The 18,265-nt window shown below is 60.4% G+C and carries 16 protein-coding genes; 7 read left to right on the top strand and 9 right to left on the bottom strand.

The window, feature by feature from the left end; genetic code table 11:
- Position 1: 1 nt before the first annotated feature.
- From FHT77_RS07120 to FHT77_RS07095, 6 genes are all read right to left on the bottom strand, one after another.
- A complete protein-coding gene (locus FHT77_RS07120; protein WP_183753735.1) occupies positions 2-877 on the bottom strand; it encodes a phosphotransferase in 876 nt (291 codons plus the stop codon).
- A gap of 66 nt (positions 878-943) precedes the next feature.
- Positions 944-2,023 (bottom strand): ABC transporter ATP-binding protein, encoded by a 1,080-nt coding sequence (locus FHT77_RS07115; RefSeq protein ID WP_183753733.1) that lies wholly within the window; start codon positions 2,021-2,023, stop codon positions 944-946.
- A 24-nt stretch (positions 2,024-2,047) separates the two neighbouring features.
- Positions 2,048-3,121, bottom strand: a complete 1,074-nt coding sequence (locus FHT77_RS07110; protein WP_183753731.1) for a Gfo/Idh/MocA family protein — start codon at positions 3,119-3,121, stop codon at positions 2,048-2,050.
- A gap of 21 nt (positions 3,122-3,142) precedes the next feature.
- Positions 3,143-4,027 (bottom strand): carbohydrate ABC transporter permease, encoded by an 885-nt coding sequence (locus FHT77_RS07105; RefSeq protein WP_183753729.1) that lies wholly within the window; start codon positions 4,025-4,027, stop codon positions 3,143-3,145.
- Positions 4,020-4,982, bottom strand: coding sequence for a carbohydrate ABC transporter permease (locus FHT77_RS07100; protein ID WP_183753727.1), 963 nt, complete (start codon positions 4,980-4,982; stop codon positions 4,020-4,022). Before FHT77_RS07100 ends, FHT77_RS07105 begins: the two co-directional genes overlap by 8 nt.
- A 5-nt stretch (positions 4,983-4,987) precedes the next feature.
- Entirely contained in the window at positions 4,988-6,274 is a 1,287-nt protein-coding gene (locus FHT77_RS07095) for an ABC transporter substrate-binding protein (RefSeq protein WP_183753725.1), read from the bottom strand.
- Between the two features lie 201 nt (positions 6,275-6,475).
- Here FHT77_RS07095 and FHT77_RS07090 point away from each other — a divergent pair, with 201 nt between their 5' ends.
- Together FHT77_RS07090 and FHT77_RS07085 are read left to right on the top strand one after the other, a co-directional pair.
- Entirely contained in the window at positions 6,476-7,153 is a 678-nt protein-coding gene (locus FHT77_RS07090) for a TetR/AcrR family transcriptional regulator (protein WP_183753723.1), read from the top strand.
- Between the two features lie 158 nt (positions 7,154-7,311).
- Positions 7,312-8,583 carry a Gfo/Idh/MocA family protein gene (locus FHT77_RS07085; RefSeq protein WP_183753721.1) on the top strand — a complete coding sequence of 424 codons (1,272 nt, stop codon included), beginning with the start codon at positions 7,312-7,314 and terminating at the stop codon, positions 8,581-8,583.
- Here the strand turns inward: FHT77_RS07085 and FHT77_RS07080 are convergent.
- From FHT77_RS07080 to FHT77_RS07070, 3 genes are read right to left on the bottom strand one after another with little or no spacing between them, the layout of a single operon-like run.
- The gene (locus FHT77_RS07080) at positions 8,580-9,590 is read right to left on the bottom strand and encodes a hydroxyacid dehydrogenase (protein ID WP_183753719.1); all 1,011 of its coding nucleotides are present in this window, start codon (positions 9,588-9,590) and stop codon (positions 8,580-8,582) included. The genes FHT77_RS07085 and FHT77_RS07080 overlap by 4 nt on opposite strands.
- Complete coding sequence (locus tag FHT77_RS07075) at positions 9,587-11,443, bottom strand: DUF2264 domain-containing protein (RefSeq protein ID WP_183753717.1); 1,857 nt, start codon at positions 11,441-11,443, stop codon at positions 9,587-9,589. The genes FHT77_RS07080 and FHT77_RS07075 overlap by 4 nt, the downstream gene beginning before the upstream one ends.
- Positions 11,444-11,457: 14 nt before the next feature.
- Positions 11,458-12,477: a LacI family DNA-binding transcriptional regulator gene (locus FHT77_RS07070; RefSeq protein WP_183753715.1), complete on the bottom strand. Its 1,020-nt coding sequence runs from the start codon at positions 12,475-12,477 to the stop codon at positions 11,458-11,460.
- Positions 12,478-12,617: 140 nt separating this feature from the next.
- Here FHT77_RS07070 and FHT77_RS07065 point away from each other — a divergent pair, with 140 nt between their 5' ends.
- From FHT77_RS07065 to FHT77_RS07045, 5 genes are all read left to right on the top strand, one after another.
- The gene (locus FHT77_RS07065) at positions 12,618-13,907 is read left to right on the top strand and encodes an ABC transporter substrate-binding protein (protein ID WP_183753713.1); all 1,290 of its coding nucleotides are present in this window, start codon (positions 12,618-12,620) and stop codon (positions 13,905-13,907) included.
- Positions 13,908-14,084: 177 nt separating this feature from the next.
- Positions 14,085-15,107, top strand: coding sequence for a LacI family DNA-binding transcriptional regulator (locus tag FHT77_RS07060; protein WP_183753711.1), 1,023 nt, complete (start codon positions 14,085-14,087; stop codon positions 15,105-15,107).
- A gap of 43 nt (positions 15,108-15,150) precedes the next feature.
- Complete coding sequence (locus FHT77_RS07055; protein ID WP_183753709.1) at positions 15,151-16,389, top strand: ABC transporter substrate-binding protein; 1,239 nt, start codon at positions 15,151-15,153, stop codon at positions 16,387-16,389.
- A gap of 75 nt (positions 16,390-16,464) precedes the next feature.
- Positions 16,465-17,379 (top strand): carbohydrate ABC transporter permease, encoded by a 915-nt coding sequence (locus FHT77_RS07050; protein WP_183753707.1) that lies wholly within the window; start codon positions 16,465-16,467, stop codon positions 17,377-17,379.
- Entirely contained in the window at positions 17,379-18,242 is an 864-nt protein-coding gene (locus FHT77_RS07045) for a carbohydrate ABC transporter permease (RefSeq protein WP_183753705.1), read from the top strand. Before FHT77_RS07050 ends, FHT77_RS07045 begins: the two co-directional genes overlap by 1 nt.
- The last annotated feature ends 23 nt before the right edge of the window (positions 18,243-18,265 follow it).

Here is an 18,265-nt window from a genome sequence, read left to right as displayed (position 1 = left end):
ATTAACGATCCTGTTCAAAAGCGTCATAGGCGCGCTCGAAGCGCGCTAAATTCTCGGCCGTATAACCGGCGTAGTCGAAGTCGATGGTGGAATGGATTTCGGACACCATGCTCCAGAGTGTCTCGCGCAGCAGCGATGCGCACTTCATGGCTTGGTAGCGCCGCCAGAGATTAGCACTCAACGGCATCCGGTAGTAGGTCTCGAGCATGGATCGCTCGGTCGCCTCGGAAAACTCGCTGTTGGAGGCAAGGCCACCCAGATCGAAAAGCGGCGTGTTGAACCCCGCATAGTCCCAGTCGATCAGCCAGAGCCGCTTGCCGTCATCGAGGAAGTTGGCGGCCAGCATGTCGTTGTGGCCGAAGGCAATTTCGAACGGGCCGCCCGCCGCCTCCAGCCTTTCGGCCTTGGCGAGCAGATCCGGGAAAAGCTGGCGATAGCGACTGTTGGCGGTCTCCAGATTGGCGATGTAGTCGCGGATGACATGGAACACCCAGAAGATTGCCGCCGCACCGCGAAATTCACGGGCGATGTCATGGTGGCAGGCGCGCACCAGCGGGATGACCCGCTCCAGCATCTCAGGACGCCGAATGTCCTCAGGCGAGAGCGCCTTCGAGTCGATGTAGTCGAGGACGAGCACACCAGGCGCATGATGGATGACTTGAGGCGAAAGCCCTGCGGCATGTGCAGCCTGGCTTGCGGCAAGCTCGTTCTGCCGGCTGATGTGATGGACAGGGATATCTTCGCCGAGCCGGACCACGCGGCGCACCGCTCGATCCCGCACCAGATAGTTCCGGTTGGTGATGCCGCCTGTAATCGGCACGATTTCGATCGGACCCTGCCATATGCCGAGCGCATGAATCCGATCTTCAGGCGTCACGCTTTTCCCTTTCGCGGCCTATCCTATTGAAATCATGGCCAGAGCGGGATCAGCTGTCAAGCGCGGCTAGATGGCTGCGCCGGATGCATCGAAGACGTGACACCGTGTCGGGTCAAAGGACGCTTTCACATTCGTTCCGCGTTCGACCTTCTGCTGTCCGTCGAGCGCAATCGTCAACTGCTGTCCGTCCGGGGTCTTCGCATAGAGCATGGTGGCGCCGCCAAGATTCTCGACGAGGTCGATGTTGACAGTCGCAAGCGTGAGGCCGCTATTTTCGAGTACGGAAAGATGTTCCGGACGGATGCCGAAGGTGATGGTCTGGCCGGCTGCGGCCTTCAGCCGCCGTGGCAGGCGAACGGCGTTGCCACAGACGTTGATGGTCGTCTCGGCCTCACCGACCTGCTCGACCCTCGCCTGCAGGAAGTTCATCTTCGGGCTGCCGATAAAGCCTGCCACGAAGCGGTTGGCGGGATTGTTGTAGAGGTCGAGCGGCGCGCCGACCTGCTCGATGCGGCCGGAGTTCAGCACCACGATCTTGTCGGCCATGGTCATGGCTTCCACCTGGTCGTGGGTGACGTAGATCATCGTGTTGCCAAGGCTGCGATGCAGCCGGGAAATCTCGACGCGCATCTGCACGCGCAGTTCCGCGTCGAGGTTGGAAAGCGGCTCGTCGAATAGGAAGATGCGCGGCTCGCGCACGATCGCGCGGCCGATCGCCACGCGCTGGCGCTGGCCACCAGAGAGAGCCTTCGGCTTGCGCTCTAGCAGCTTCTCGATCTGCAGAATTTCGGCGGCGCGCTTCACCTTCGGCTGGATCTCGGTCTTCTTGTAGCCAGCGGTCTCAAGCCCGAAGGCAAGGTTCTTATAGACAGACATATGCGGATAGAGCGCATAGGACTGGAACACCATCGCGATGCCGCGCTTGGCCGGAGCCACCTCGTTCATCCGCTCGTTGTCGAGCAGCAGCGCGCCGCCGGTGATCTCTTCGAGACCCGCGATCATCCGCAGCAGCGTGGACTTGCCACAGCCTGACGGGCCGACGAAGACCGCGAACTCGCCGGGATCGATCTTCAGGTCGATGCCGTGGATAACATCAAGCGCGCCGTAGCGCTTTTCGACCTTCTGGAGAACGACGCTTGTTGCCATGATCTCAGGATCCTCCCTGGTCCATTATTTCGTGCGAGCACGCCAGTCGGCGTACTTCGGGCTGTCCGATCCGATCGGCAGGATGATTTCGCTGCCGGTATCGGACGATTGATAGATGGCGGTCACGAGTTCCAGCGCGCGGCGCGCGTCCTTTGTCGTCACCGGCAGTGGTCCATTGCCGCTGAGATAGGCGTGGAAATGCTCCATCTGCGTGGTGAATCGCGGCGCGACCGGTTGCCAATTGCCGATGATGGCGTCGATGCGTGCCTGCACATCGTCATTCGCGGCGATGATCTTCCATGGATCCTTACCCGGTGAGTAAGGCTCATGATTGCTTTCGAAGGTGACGTTTTCGAAGTGCAGCCGCAACCGGCTGATCTCCTCCTGGGAGCCCAGCGTGCAGGAGAGAGACACGAAGGCGCCGCTCTGCATCAATAGGCTTGCCGAGGCGCAATCCTCGACCTCGATGTCGTTGACGCGAGTTGCGACCCTGCCGAACACCTTCGACACCGGACCCATCAGATGCAACAGCATATCGTGTAGGTGCAGCGCATGGGTGACTAACACGCCCCCAAGCTCCGTCGCCCACTTGCCGCGCCAGGGCACGGAGTAATACTCGGGCGTGCGGCGCCAGAAAGTTTCCACCGAGCCCATATAGGGCCTGCCCGCGATACCCGCCTCGATGATCCGTTTCGCCTTTTCGATGCCGTCGCCGTAGCGATACTGGAAAATCGGCATCAGCGTCCCTTTGGCCGCCTTCTCAGCTTCGATGATCATATCGACGCCGGAAAGCGAGCCGGTCAACGGCTTCTCGCAGATGACGTGCTTGCCCGCTGCCAGCGCCGCCACCACCTGCTCCAGGTGAATGCCGGGCGGCGTGCAGATGTCGACGATATCGACGCTCTCATCGGCCAGCACGTCGGCAAACGAGGTCGTGCGCTTGGCGATGTCGAACTCGTCGCCGATCTCGCGCAGCCGCTCTTCGTTCAGGTCGCAGATCGCCACCACCTTGAACTTCTCGGGATGCGGCAAGTAGCCTTCGACGATGTGGGAACGGCCGATGCCGCAGCCAACGATCGCAACTCTCTTGATAGTCATTGACCTATATCCGTAACTGCATCAGCGCTTCATGCCTGTCGTAGCGATGCCTTCGATCAGCAATCGCTGGAAAAACAGGAAGAAGAAGAACACCGGCACCAGCGTCAGCGTGGACATGGCGAACAGGCCGCCCCAGTCCGATGCGCTGGTCGAGTCGACGAAGGTGCGCAGGCCGAGCTGGATCGTGTAGGTGTTCATGTCGTTGAGGTAGATCAGCGGCCCGAAGAAGTCGTCCCAGGTCCAGATGAAGGAAAAGATCGCTGCGGTCGCTAGCACCGGCAGTGATAGCGGCAGCATGATCTTCCAGTAGATGCGCCAGGCACTGCACCCGTCCATCATCGCCGCTTCGTCGAGTTCGCGCGGGATGCCGCGGAAGAACTGCACCATCAGGAAGATGAAGAAGGCATCGCTTGCCAGAAACTTCGGCACGACCAGCGGCAGGATGGTGTTCACCCAACCGAGGTTGAGGAACAGCACATACTGCGGAATGAGCGTCACGTGGTACGGGATCATCAGTGTGCCGAGCATGATCGCGAACCAGAAGTTCCGGCCGGCGAAACGCAGCCGGGCAAAGGCGTAGGCTGCCAACGAACAGGCAACAACATTGCCGATGACGGTCAGTACCGAAATGACCAGCGAGTTCCAGAAGAACCGGCCGAAGCTGATGTCGAGGCCGACCCAGCCGCGAAGATAGGATGAGAAGTCGACCGACGACGGAATGAGCGAGGTCGACGAGAAGATCTCGTTTTCCGGCCGAACCGACGCGGAGACCATCCACAGCAGCGGATAGAGCATCAGCAGCGAGCCGAGGATCAGCAGCGTATGGACCGTGATCGATGCCGGGAGGCTGCGCTTGGTGATATCGGAAGGTGGTGCCGCAACGGCCGATGTAATCCCGTTAGTCATCGTAGTGCACCCAATAACGCGAGGTCAGGAAGGAGAAGGCAGTGAAGACCGCGATGATCAACACGAGGACCCAGGCGAGCGCCGAGGCGTAGCCCATGCGGAAATTTCCGAAAGCCTCCTGATAGAGATAGAGCGTGTAGAACAGCGTCGAGTTGATCGGCCCGCCTGTGCCGCCCGAGATGATGAAGGCCGGCGTGAAGGCCTTGAAGGCATCGATCGTCTGAACGACGGCGTTGAAGAAGATGACCGGCGTCAAGAGCGGCAGAGTGATCTTGTAGAACTGCCGGAACTTGGATGCGCCGTCGAGGCTGGCGGCTTCATACATATCGGTCGGAATTTGCCGTAGGCCCGCAAGGAAGATGATCATTGGCGAGCCGAACTGCCAAACGCTGAGCGCCACCAGCGTATAGATCGAATAGCTGGGGTGTGAGATCCAACTCGGACCTTCGATCCCGAAATTGGCAAGCGCCGCGTTGACCAGGCCGTCGCGGGCGAAGAGCTGCCGCCAGAGGACGGCGATCGCCACGCTGCCGCCGAGCAGCGACGGCAGGTAGAAGATGGCGCGGTAGACGGGCAGACCGCGCACACCCTTGTTAAGCGCCATCGCGACCAGCAGTGCGAAAGCGAGCTTGAACGGAACCGAGAGCACAACATAGGTCAGGGTCACCGACATTGCCGACGCGAACTTCGGGTCGGCCGTCGCGATACGCACGTAGTTGGCAGCGCCCACCCAGCCCGGCGACTGCAACATGTCGAAGTCGGTGAAGGACAGGTAGAGCGAAATCAGAGCAGGTCCGAGGGTCAGCCCGAAAAAGCCCAGAAGCCAAGGCAATAGGAACAGGTAACCCGGCGCATTGGCATTCCACAACCGCCGAAAACGGCTGTCTGCCACTGCTCCCTGGTAATGTTCCACTGCTACGGCTCCGCTAGCCGTCGTGCGCATCGCATTGGTCATAGGTTTCAACCTCGCGCGAGAATACGCGTGATCTCATCCACGAGCTGCTTGCCCCCATCGGCTGGCGCCACCTGGCCAAAAGCAACCTGTTCGGAAATGTTGCGCAAGGTCAGTTCGCCTTCGCCCGCGCCCGAGGGCGGCGGCGGCGGCAACTTGCCGGCAAGTTCTCCAAGTCCGGCGACATACTCCAGCGGAATTTTGCCCACTGCATCGAGCTTGCCAGCGACCACGTCACGCATGGCAGCGGACTCTGGAATGCCGCGCTCGACACCGAGCAAGACCGCAGCATCCGGATTCTGCACGAAGAAGTTGACATAATCGACCGCCTGCTCAAGCACCTTCGATTGCGACGACACCGAGAAGAACATCGATGGCTTGCGATAGTGCCCACCCTTGGAGTCCTTGGCGACCCGCATGTAGTTGGTAAGTGCGAGCTTGTCCTTGTTCATCTGCTGATAGGCAACGAACTGGTTCGAATGCGCGTAGCCGGCAGCCGACTTGCCGAGCGAGACAGTATTGGTCTCGATGTCGTTCTTGTCCAACGCCTGAATGTCGGCGGGGACGCAGGCGCCGCTTTCGCGGAACTTGTTCCACATATCGAACCATTCGGAGGCTTCCTCGACGCCGAAGGCAATCTTGCCGTCCGCCGTGTAGAGGGCCTTGCCGCGCTGGCGAAGGTAGTTTTCGAACAGGGGCTCGGCACCGCTGCCGTCGGCCATGCCGAACATGCCCTTCCGCTTGCCCGCCTTGGTCAGCTCGGCGGCCATCTTGCCGAACTCTTCCCACGTGGTTGCCTGGGTCGGCAGGTCTATACCTGCTTCCTGGAAGGCAGTGGTGTTGAGCACCGTTGCGGCCGAGTTGGCACCGAGGCTGACGCCATAGAGGTGTCCATTCACACTGCCGCCTTCAACCTGCGCCTTGTCGAAATCGCCCAGATTGAGCTTGGCCGGCATATAGGACTCAAGCGGTGCAAGCGCGCCGCGCCCAGCATACTCGACGATGTAGCGATAATCCATCTGGATCACGTCGGGCGCGTTCTTGCCGGCAACCTGTGTTGCCAGGCGCGGCCAGTAGTCGCCCCAGCCGAGAAATTCGCCGGTGATCGAAACGCCGGGATTTTTCGACTTGTAGAGATCCGAGACCTTGTTGGTGCGGTCTGCGCGCGGTTGCGAGCCCCACCAGATAAGGCGAAGTCGGGCATCCTCTGCGAATGCAGGGGCACCGAGCGCCGAAAGCGACAGGAGCGAAGCTCCCCCCGCCATGAAGCCACGTCTATTTATGCTGAACGTCATCTGTTCTCCTCCTCCCTTGGGGAACGCCTCCACACGTTCCTTGCTGGTTTCTCTTGCAACAAATAACTAATTGGTTACAAGCTATGGACAAGCGTTGAGGCTGTCAAGCGCTGATGTTGATGGTGCCGCTGACGCTTCTCGTTTTTACAATCTGTTCTCAACGTACTATGAGCGCAATGGGGAAATTGGAAAGGTGAGCCGATGGAAGGCGCCGGCAGAAATGGGCAAAAGAAGAGAGTAAGGCGTCAATCGCCCGAACGTGTCCTGCAGCGCGATCCGGAACGGACCCGCGCGGCAATCCTTGAGGCTGCGACCAAGGAATTTGCCGAGAACGGCATCGGCGGGGCGCGCGTCGACGCCATCGCCGAGCGTGCTGGCACAAACAAGCGCATGCTTTACCACTACTTCGGCGACAAGGAACAGCTCTATCTCAGGGTGCTGGAGGAGGCCTATGTCGGGATCCGCACCGCCGAACGCGAGCTCCATATCGGCGACCGCACGCCTGAGGAGGGCATTGGCGAGTTGGCGCTGTTCACCTGGCGCTATTTCCTGAAGCACCCGGAATTTCTCAGTCTGCTCGGAACCGAGAACCTTCATCGCGCCCGCTGGCTGCGCCAATCGGTTCGGCTCAAGGAATTGCATTCGCATTTGATCGGAGAACTCGCCGACGTGCTTGAGCGCGGCAAGAAGGCTGGCGTCTTCATCGCCAATGCCGACCCGCTGAATGTTTACCTGACGATTGCCTCGCTCGGATATTTCTATCTGTCCAACCAGTACACGCTTTCGACGATTTTCGGCCGTGACCTGGTGGAGCCGGGCAATCTCAACGCCTGGGAGAGGCACATCGTCCACGTGACCCTCGCATCGATTTCTGCCTGATCCGTGAAATTCGCCATCGGCTATTGACAGGAAACCATCTCTGCCGTCAGGTAACTGTTTAGTTACAGCCTTGCCATGAGCCGCGAATAGGGGGCGCGGCTTTCCTTGGTCAGGCATCAGGACGCTGTTCGTTTCATACGCATGAGGAGGATCATTCGATGGAGAAACGTCGCTTTGCTTTGATTGGAACGGGAAACCGCGGCACCACCATGTGGGGCAAGGAATTGCTTGCCGGCTGGCGCGAGCATGTGGATCTCGTCGCGATCGTCGACACCAACTCGCTGCGTGCCGAGCGAGCCCGCACGATGATCGGCAGCAATGCGCCGATCTACGAAAACATCGACGCCATGCTCGCTGAGCAGCAGGTCGATCTCGTCATCGTCTGCACGCCGGATTATACGCATGACGACATCGTCGTTCGTGCTTTGGAAGCCGGCATCGACGTCATTACGGAAAAGCCGATGACGACGGCTGTCGACAAGATCCGCCGTATCCTCGATGCGGAAAAACGAACCGGCAAGCGCGTGGACGTGTCGTTCAACTATCGCTACGCGCCGACGGCGGCCAAGATCAAGGAATTGCTGAATGCCGGCGAGATCGGCCGCGTCACCTCGGTCGACTTCCACTGGTACCTCGATACGAAGCACGGGGCCGACTATTTCCGTCGCTGGCACGCCTATGCAGAAAACTCCGGCAGCCTTTTCGTACACAAGGCGACGCATCACTTCGATCTCTTGAACTGGTATCTGGATAGCGACCCCGATGCCGTCACTTCCTTCGCCGACCTGCAGAACTACGGCCGCAAGGGGCCGTTCCGCGGCCCGCGCTGCAAGCTCTGTCCGCATACTGGCGAGTGTGACTATTATCTCGACCTCGAAGCCGATCCATTCCTCGATTCACTGTACGAAGACCCGTCGAAAATCGATGGCTACTTCCGCGACGGCTGCGTTTATCGCGAGGATATCGATATCCCCGACACGATGGTCGTCAGCATCCGCTACAAGAACAACGTCCATGTTTCCTATTCGTTGAATACCTTCCAGCCGATCGAAGGCCACCACATCGCCTTCAACGGCACGCATGGGCGCATTGAGCTCAGACAATACGAAAAGCAGCCCTGGGAAACGCCTGACGAGGACACTATCCTGCTCGTCCGCAATTTCCCGAAAGACAAGCCGGCCGTCGAACGCATCGTCGTGCCGCATTCGGCGGGCGGCCACTACGGCGGCGACAACCGCATGCGCAACATGATCTTCAAGCAGGGGATGGAAGACAAGCTTGGCCAACGAGCCGGCACGCGCGCTGGCGCCATGTCGGTACTGTGTGGCATTGCGGCGCTCACCAGTTCGCGCACCGGCAAGGTCGTGAAGATCTCCGATTTGATGCCGGAGATCGTCGCCGGTGCACCGGCGAATTTGAAAGCCGGCTAAGCAATAAGTGCCAGGTCGCGGCGCAGGATCTGATAGCGGAGCGGTTCGCCCTTTGTGAACCGCTCTATTTCATCGATTGCCATGTCCCCGAGGCGCCCGCGCTCGAGCCCCACTGCGCCGGCGATGTGCGGGGTGAGGAAGACATTCGGCAGATCGTAGAAAGCCGACCCCCTCTCGGGTATTTCAGGATCCGTGACGTCGATGATGGCGTCGATTTTCCCATTGGCGAGCGTCTTGAGCAGCGCAGCTTCGTCGATCAGGGCGCCGCGCGCCGTGTTGATCAGCGTTGCGCCGTCCTTCATCAGCGACAGCTCCTCCGCTCCGATCATGTGACGCGTCGAGGGAAGAGATGGCGCATGCAGGGAGACGATATCGGATCGTGTCATCAACGTCGGCAGGTCGACCTTCTCGGTTCCGAGGCTTTTCGCCTCGACCACATCGACGGTGGGGTCGAAGAGAAGCACGTTGTATTCGAATGGTCGCAACAGCTCGATGACCCGTCGGCCGATGCGCGATGCGCCGACGATGCCGACCGTGCGGCGATAATTGCCGATCGCCAGCCGCTGCATCGCGCGCGTCCGGTGTCGGTCGCGATCCGCGATGTAAAGGTCGCGAAAGCGGAACACCTGCTTGCCGGCGAAGATGATTGTCGCAAGCGTAAACTCCGCAACCGGCACCGAGTTCGCTTCGGCGGCGTGCGTGACGGCAATGCCGGCATCGAAGATCTGCTCGTCGACGATTCCCTTCACGGTTCCGGCCGCATGGGCGATGAGCCGCAGCCGTGGTGCGGCCGCAAGAACCTCGCGACCGATATAGGGCGCCCCCCAACCGGTGATGAGGATGTCGGTCTCGGCGAGAACGCGTCGAGCACGATCGTCGTTAAAGCTCTGAAGCGGTGTAGGATCGAGAAGATGGCCGATCTCCGCCAACCGGTGCAGGGCCTCGGCGTTCAGGACGTGCTCTGTTCGGGATGGCTGCATGGCAAGCGCGATGGACGGGTGCTTCATGGCATCTGCCCCGGTGCCTTGATGGTGCTGACCTCGATGCCGGCGCTCGCCACAAGGGCTTCAAGCTCCGCAATATCAGGAGCGTTTGGTCGAGCAGCCCACGCGGCGGTTACCGTGCTTGTGTCGTTGGCGGCAAGGACCGCCGTCATCAGGATCGTCTGGCCTGCTGGGATTTCACCACGCAGCTGCGGCACCAGCGTCTTCGCAACGATCATGTTGGTGTTCGGCGGCGCCTTTTGTGTGAGGCCGGTGCGCGGTGCCTGTGAGCCGAGATCGACAATGCCGCTGAAGTCAGCTTCCCCGACGGCATAGGCGCTCGAGCCGTCCGCGACAAGCGTATCGAGCTCGAAATCCCGGCGTGCGATCGCAAAGCCGCCTTCCGCGGTCTGCAGAGGCCGGGGTGTGTTGATCCGGTGGACGCGGATGTGCCATGGCGTTGCCGGCACCAGCCAAGTCTCGACGTCTACATCCTGGAATGGCGACCACTTGGAATAAAGAACATCACCAGCAAGCTTGGCCTCCCGGTTGGTCTCGCGAACACGGTAATGCAGGCCATCATCGCTGAAGGCGAGGGCTGAATCGAAGGCGGCGCCGGCGAAGTTGCGCTCGTCGGATTCGACGCTGAATCCGTAGCGGCTGGAATAGGCGAACTTCGCGTATTTCTCCGTGCCGAACCGCATCTGCAGGTTCTCCTGGCCGGAGGAAAGCGCGACGACGTCGCCGCCATTGCGCATCAGCACCATGCCGGGATGGCGCTGCGGCAGGACGCTCGCCGTTTCGACAGGCGGCGTTTCCGGCGCAGTCCAAAAGGGATGATCCTCAGCCAAAGCCAGCGGCAGGAACGCCTTGAATGCCCAATAGGGCGAACCGGCGGAATTGTAGTTCTCGGACATCAGCAGGTTGGGATAGCCGAAGCCGATCGACAGGATGCCGTCGCGGTTGGTCATCGGCTTGTCCTTCCACCAGCGCAGATGCTGCAGGCAGAGGCTCTTGATTTCGCCCCAAGGCAAGGCCTCAAGATCGGCGAAGGCAAGGGCTGACCAGAAACCGGCGCAGGCGAAGCGGTAGGTCAGGCTGCGGCCGAACGGAATCGTCGCACCATCCGAGCCGAACCAGTGTTTGAAGTCATTGGCGAAGAGGACAGCACGTTCGCGGTAACGCTCTGCGTAGTCGTCATCGACGAGCTTAGAGTAGATCAGGCCGTAGAAATGCATGGCGAATGGAATGTAGTGGTCTATCCGGCGAACATTGCCGTCACGGTACCAGCCGTCACCGATGTAGAAGCCCTCTAGCTCCTCGAGATATTGCTTGGTCAGGCTGCGGTCGAAATTGGCGCCGACGCGGTCGAGCGCGATGTCGACGAAGATGCGGAAGAATTTCCAGTTGTTGTCGGCATAGTCGAACTGCCGGGCATGCTTGAGATAGGCGACGACATTGTCGCGCGCCCGGCCGCTCAGCGGCTCCCAGACCTTCTCCGGCACCAGTGCCAGCGCGAAGCCGAGCGCCGCAAGCTCTACCATGCGCTGATCGCGACCGTTGACGGTCCCCCAATATTCAGGGTGTCTCGGGTCTGTGCCATTGGCGATGCCCTCGGCAAAGCGGTGCCATTCCTCAAAGTCGCCGCCACCCGCGCCAAACGGCGCCAATCCCCAGAGCGGCCGCGCAAAGCCTTCGAGATCCGCTGCCGCGCGATCGAAATGCGCAGCCGCGCCATCAAGCCGGACGCGGGCATTGCCTGCCGAAAAATAGGGAAGCAGCGGATCGAAGAGGTCACGCAGCGCGCGCGACATGTCCTCGCGCGTCTTCAGGGGATTGTTGGCAAGCGGATTTGCACTGGCGGGGTCATAGGTCATCGGCATTGCTCATTTCAGGAGTTCGGAACGGTGCCGCCGCCAATTGGTACGACGGCATGGCAAATCTGGCGGGCAGGGGCATTGCGGTCCTTGAAGCGCGCAACAATGAGACTGACTGCCTCCCTGCCAAGCGCCATGCGATCGACGCGCATGGTCGACAGCGGCGGGTTGGTCATCAGCGCGCAGGGAAGATCGTCGAAGCCGACGATGGCGAAATCCTCCGGCACCCGCATTCCGGCCTCGGTTGCGGCTTCGAGAACGCCGACGGCGATGAAATCGTTCATGCAGAAGGCGGCAGTGAAGCCGACGTTCTCCGCGAGCACGGCGGACGTCAGTTCGTGTGCTTCGCGGGTTGCACTGCCATGGAAGGTCATCGACACAAGGCGTCCTTCCGCACCCTCCACCTCTGAAATCGCAGCTTTGAAGCCGCGCACGCGCTCGCGAATCGTGTTCCGGTGCGATCCCGTCAAATGTAGGATCCGGCGATGGCCGGCATTCAGCAGACGGGTCGTCGCTTCATAGGCACCGAAAAAGTTCGAAGGCGAAACGCCGTCGATCTTGAGCCGCGGATCGGTGCCGTTGACCAGCACCGTCGGGATCGCGGCGTCCTCGAACCAGGCGCGCAACTCGGCGCTCGGATCGATTCCGACGAGGAACAGCCCGCCGGCACCGGCCGTCTGCATATACTCATGGACCACGTCCGGCGTAGCCCTGTTCTCGCGGATGAGCCGCACCTCGAAGGGAAGGCCGGCATCGAGGGCGCCGGCGCGCAACCCCTCGACGATCCCTTCGTAGAAGACACTCAGCCCGCCTGTTACCCCGTCGCTGGCTATCAAGGCGAGAGTGCCGCGCAGCGGACCGCTCGTCGTGCGGGCCGAATAGCCGTTCTCGGCCGCCACCTTGAGAATATGCTGGCGCACGCTTTCGCTGATGCCGGGCTCGTTGGCGAGCACGCGGGACACCGTGGATACGGAGACTCCAGCCATGGCGGCGATGTCGGCTTGTCTCAGTCTTTTGGTCTTTATCTCGTTCATATCGAGGAGATTATGCAAATGATGCAAATTTGCAAGAAAAAGATAATTTGTTGCATTGAGTATTTTTTTGCGTAATCTACGCCGCATAAGCCCACTAAGCCGTTGGAGGATGGCGGGGCGATGAAAGAGGAGGATGAAAGATGCAGGTCAATCGCCGTTCATTTCTGATGGGTTCTGCCGGTGTTGCTGCCGGTCTGGCCTTCGGCGCCGGAGGCTCGATCCCGGCTTTTGCGGAAGATTCGAAGCTTCGCGCGATGTGGTGGGGATCGAACGATCGTGCCAAGCGCACGCTTGATGTCACGAAGCTCTACGAGAGCAAGAATCCCGGCGTGTCGATCGTCGGTGAGTCCTTGAGTGGCGATGGCTACTGGACCAAGCTGTCCACACAGATGGCCGGCCGCGCCATTGCCGACGTGTTCCAGCTCGAGCCGGGAACGATCTCGGACTACTCCAAGCGCGGTGCCTGCCTGGCACTGGATGAATTCGTACCCTCGACATTGAAGGTCGATTCGTTCGGCAAGGACATGCTGAAGCTGACGACTGTGGACGGAAAGCTTTACGGCGTCGGTCTGGGCCTCAACTCCTTCGCGCTGTTCTTTGACCAGACTGCCTTCGAGAAAGCGGGCATCCCGGTGCCGACTGCGGACCTTACGTGGGAAGAGTATGCCAAGCTTGCGGTCGAACTGACGAAGGCTGGCGGCAAGGACAACTACTGGGGCGGCCCTTACGGTGCGCGCTACACCTACGTCTTCGATGCCTGGTTGCGTCAGCGCGGCAAGAGCCTCTATGCCGACGGCAAGCTCGGCTTCAATGTGGACGATGCGACGGCGTGGTACGCGTTCTGGGAGGATTTGCGCAAGAAGGGCGGTACCGTCGCTGCCGATATCCAGACGCTTGACCAGAACACCATCGACACGAACGCACTCGCGCTCGGAAAATCGGCAATGGGGATGGCGTATTCCAACCAGCTCGTCGGCTACCAGCTTCTTTCCAAAAATAAGCTCGCGATCACGCTCCTGCCGCGCGAAAAGAAGGGCGGCCCCTCCGGCCACTACTATCGCCCGGCATTGATCTGGAGCGTCGGCGGGTCTACCAAGAATGGCGAAGCTGCGGCCAAGTTCATCGACTTCTTCGTCAACGACGTCGACGCTGGCAAGATCCTCGGCGTGGAGCGCGGCGTGCCCATGTCGCCGGTCGTGCGCGAGGCGATTCTCCCCAACCTCAATCCGACCGAGCAGGCCACCGTGAAATATATTAACCTGCTGAAAGATCAGGTCGGCGAATATCCGGCACCGGCACCGCTCGGCTCGACACAGTTCGACCAGCGCGTTTTCCGTCCGATCGCCGATGAACTCGCTTTTGAGCGGACGACTCCCGCCGAAGCGGCGGCCCGTCTCCTTGAAGAAGGCAAGGCGACGATCAAGGGTTGATCGCATACACGTGGCTGAATTGGATCGCGGCAGTCGTAAAAACTGCCGCGATTTTCTTTGCTTTCGTGCCTCCTGGTCTCTCGATGGCAATTGTATGATTTTTGATTGAGAAAACCTTTTCTCACTTGACGATCGGTTTGGGAAAAGCTTTTCTCATCGTCGAACAGGGAGGGGCGCGTGAACGTCACTGGCGGAAAAAGAGGCCGGATCACCATTCACGACGTCGCAGCGGCGGCGGGTGTTAGCATCTCTACTGCGTCGAAAGCGCTGAATGAAACCGGGCGCATGAGCGCGGACACCCGGGAGCGGGTGAAGCGCATCGCCGGCGAGGTCGGGTTCCGTCCGAATGCGCTTGCACGCGGCCTGCTGAGCAAACGCAGCTTCACGATCGGCCTGTTGACCAACGACACGTACGGGCGCTTCACGCTGCCTGTCATGGCCGGCATCTCGGAGGCGTTGCTCGATCACGGGGTATCGGTTTTTCTCTGCGCGATCGAAGACGATCCAGCGCTCGGTCAGATCCATGTCGACGCCATGCTGGAAAAGCAAGTGGACGGGATCATCGCCACTGGAAAGCGATTGGATCGACAGCTTCCGATCGATCTGTCGGACCTGCCTGTCCCCGTCGTCTACGCATTCACCGAGGGGGCATCCACAAGCGTTACCTTCCGCTCGGACGACGCGCAGGGCGCGCGGCTGGCGGTGGAATGGCTTGTGAAGATGGGCCGTCGTCGGATTGCTCACGTGACCGGGCCGGAGAGTTTCTTCTCGGTTCGCGAGCGCGCGGATGCCTATCGCGATGTCATTGGCGGCGAGGGCCTCGTCATGTTTGGTCACTGGGCCGAGGCCTGGGGTCACGAGGCTGTCGCTGAGATTTGGAACAAGGAAGGCGAAAGGCCGGACGCGATCTTCTGCGGCAACGATCAGATCGCCCGTGGCGTGGTGGATGCGCTGCGCGAGCGTGGTTTACGCGTGCCGGACGATGTTTCCGTGGTCGGTTTCGACAATTGGGAGATCGTCGCCGGCCAGACGCGCCCGCCGCTCACCTCCGTCGATATGGAGTTGAAGGAACTAGGGCGTCAGGCCGGGTTGACGGTCCTGGCGCTGGCGGAGGGACGCCCGGTGGATCCGGGTGTCAGGAAATTGCCGTGCCGGCTTGTGGTGCGGCAGTCATGCGGGGCCCAAAACCCCAGGAGATGAGGAACCGGCGCGGAGGAGATGCGCCAATTTGGGAGGAAGTGCCATGATTAAGCGTCTGTTGGCTGCGACAAGCGTTGCCACCCTATGCCTGGTGTCCGGAGCGTCGGCCGCCGAGAAAGTCGAAATGTGGGTCCGTTCGGGCATCGGCGAGTCCTTCAAGAAGGTTGTCGAAGCCTACAATTCCAGCCACGAGAACCAGGTCGTCGCGACCGAGGTGCCGTTCTCGGAACTCGTCCAGAAATACGCAACCGCCATTGCCGGTGGGCAGGCGCCGGATGCCTTGTCGATGGATCTCATCTACAACCCGGCCTTCGCTGCTGCCGGACAGTTGGAAGACCTGACGGACTGGGCAAAGAAGCTGCCCTATTTCAATTCGCTATCGCCGTCGCACGTCCGCCTCGGCACCTATCAGGATCGCGTCTACGGTTTGCCGTTGTCGGTCGAGACCTCGGTCTTCGCCTGGAACAAGGACCTCTACAAGAAGGCAGGTCTTGATCCTGAAAAGGCGCCAGCGACCTGGGAGGAAATCACTGCCAACGCCGAGAAGATCCGCAAGCTCGGTGATGACACCTACGGCTTCTATTTCTCCGGCGGGGGCTGCGGCGGCTGCATGATCTTCACTTTCACGCCGCTCACCTGGGGTGCGGGTGCCGACATCCTGTCGGCCGACGGCAAGACGGCGACGCTCGATACGCCGCAGATGCGCAAGGCGGTCGACTACTATCGCGACATGGTTAAGAAGGATCTTGTCCCGGCAAGTGCGGCCAGCGACAATGGTGCCAACTTCCTGACCTTCACCAACGGCAAGATCGGCCAGCAGAGCCTCGGTGCCTTCGCGATCGGCACGCTCGTCACCGAGCATCCCGACATCAATTTCGGCGTGACGCTCATCCCGGGCGTTGACGGCAATCCGTCTTCCTTTGCTGGTGGCGACAACTTCGTCATCACCAAGGGCACCAAGAAGATCGATGCCGTGAAGGAATTCCTCGAATACATCTACTCCATGGACGGCCAGAAGATCATGGCGAAATACGGCAGCCTGCCGACCCGCGGTGACATCGCCGACAAGGTGCTCGAGGGCCTCGATCCGCGGCTGCAGGTCGGCCTGAAGGCCATCTCGGTCGCCAAGACCCCTTATACGCTGCAGTTCAACGATCTGATCAACAGCGCCAACGGTCCGTGGGCGACATTCACCAACGCCGCCATCTTCGGCGACGATGTCGACGGCGCCTTCAAGAACGCGCAGTCGGAGATGCAGTCCATCATTGACAGCGGCCAATAATCTCCCGGCGGCCGTGGCCGGAGGGCGGTGGCAGTCCTCCGGCCGATTTTACCAGGAATGATGCGGAGTGTTTCGATGACCGTGACGGGTCAAAAGCAGATTGCATGCGTGCGCAGACGTGCCCCACGACCGGAATGGACGGGCCTCCTCTACATCGCTCCGGCGATGCTTTTGGTGATCGTTTTCTTCGTGCTCCCGGTCGGGTTCACCGCCTGGATGAGCCTTCACAACTGGCCCCTGATGGGTGCCCAGCGCTGGATCGGCTTCAACAACTACTTTCGCATGTTCAATGACGGCCGCTTCGTCGCGGCGCTGAACTTCACCGCCTACTACACGGTCATCGTGACGATCCTGATCTTCGCGGTCGCCTTTCCGCTTGCCCTGTTCGTCGAGCGGCAGCGGGCCTTCGTCAGCACCTATCGCACCGTCATCTTTCTGCCCGTCGTCGTCGGTCTGGCGTCGGCGTCGCTGCTGTGGGTGTGGCTCGCCAACGTCGACAGCGGTTTTATCGGCCCCGCCCTGAAAGCACTCGGACTGGTCGAGAAGAGCCCCAATCTGCTTGCCACCTTCGACAGCGCGTTCCTGACGATTTGCGTCATGGTCGTGTGGAAGATCGCCGGCTTTACAATGATCATCCTGCTCACAGGGTTGCAGGCGATCCCGACCGATCTCACCGAGGCCGCTGTCGTCGATGGCGCAAACTGGTGGCAGCGTTTCCGCTTTGTGACGCTGCCGTTAATGCGCAGGACGATCGCGCTTGCTCTGATTATTTCGGTGACCGGCTCGATCCTCGCCTTCGATCAGTTCTACATCATGACCTCGGGCGGACCGCAAAACAGAATGATCTCCGTCGTTTACTATATCTTCAACCAGTCGTTCGTGTCTTTCAATCTCGGCTATGGCGCAGCGCTGTCGATTGCACTGCTCGCCATTCTCGTCGTCATCAGTGTCGTGCAGCTTTGGCTGCTGCGTGTCGGGGAGGAGCGCTGATGAGCCTCGTCACTGGTCGCAGGCGAAGCCGTGTAATCCGTGGGCAGGCTGCCTATCACGGCACCGGCATCGCTATAGCCATTTTCTTCCTCGCTCCATTTGTTATCACTCTGCTCGCCTCGCTCCGACATGGCACGGAGGCGCGGTTGCCGCCGCTGCCGCCATGGCCGACGAACGGCATCAGCTTCGATTCTTATCGCTCGCTGGACAGTTTCGGCGCCGGCATCTGGCAGCATACTCTCAATTCGCTCATCGTGTCGGTTGCGACCGTTGTGCTGACCGTGGTCATCAGCCTGCTCGCCGGCTATGGTTTCTCACGCTACCGCTTCCCGATGAAGAACGTCTTCTTCATCCTGATCATCGCGACGCTGATGATCCCCTTCCAATCCATTCTCACACCACTCTTCATCATCCTCGCCAAGCTCGGGCTCAACAATTCGCTCTTTGGTCTGACGCTGGTCTACGTGACGTTGCAGCTGCCGTTTTCCGTGTTCATGATGCGCAACGCCTTCGATGCGGTACCGAAGGAGATCGAGGAAGCGGCGCGCATCGATGGCGCGCACGACCTGAAGTTGCTCGTGCTGGTCCTGTTGCCGCTTGTCCTGCCGGGCGTCGCGACCGTGGCTATCTTCGCCTTCCTCAATGCCTGGAACGAATTCCTGGCTGCGCTCGTGCTGCTTTCCAGCAACGAGAAGTACACGCTGCCCGTCCTGATGATGGCGGTGCGCGCCGGTCGTCTGGGCGCGATCAACTGGGGCGCCGTGCAGGCGGGTGTCGCCGTCATGACGATCCCGTGCCTCATCGTTTTCCTGCTTCTGCAACGCTACTACATGCGCGGGCTGATGGCCGGCGCTGTGAAATGACCTCCGAAGAAAGATGGATCAAG

This window comes from Rhizobium sp. BK181, assembly GCF_014193305.1.
Taxonomy (GTDB): Bacteria; Pseudomonadota; Alphaproteobacteria; order Rhizobiales; family Rhizobiaceae; genus Rhizobium.
This window is presented reverse-complemented; position numbering and strand designations above follow the sequence as displayed.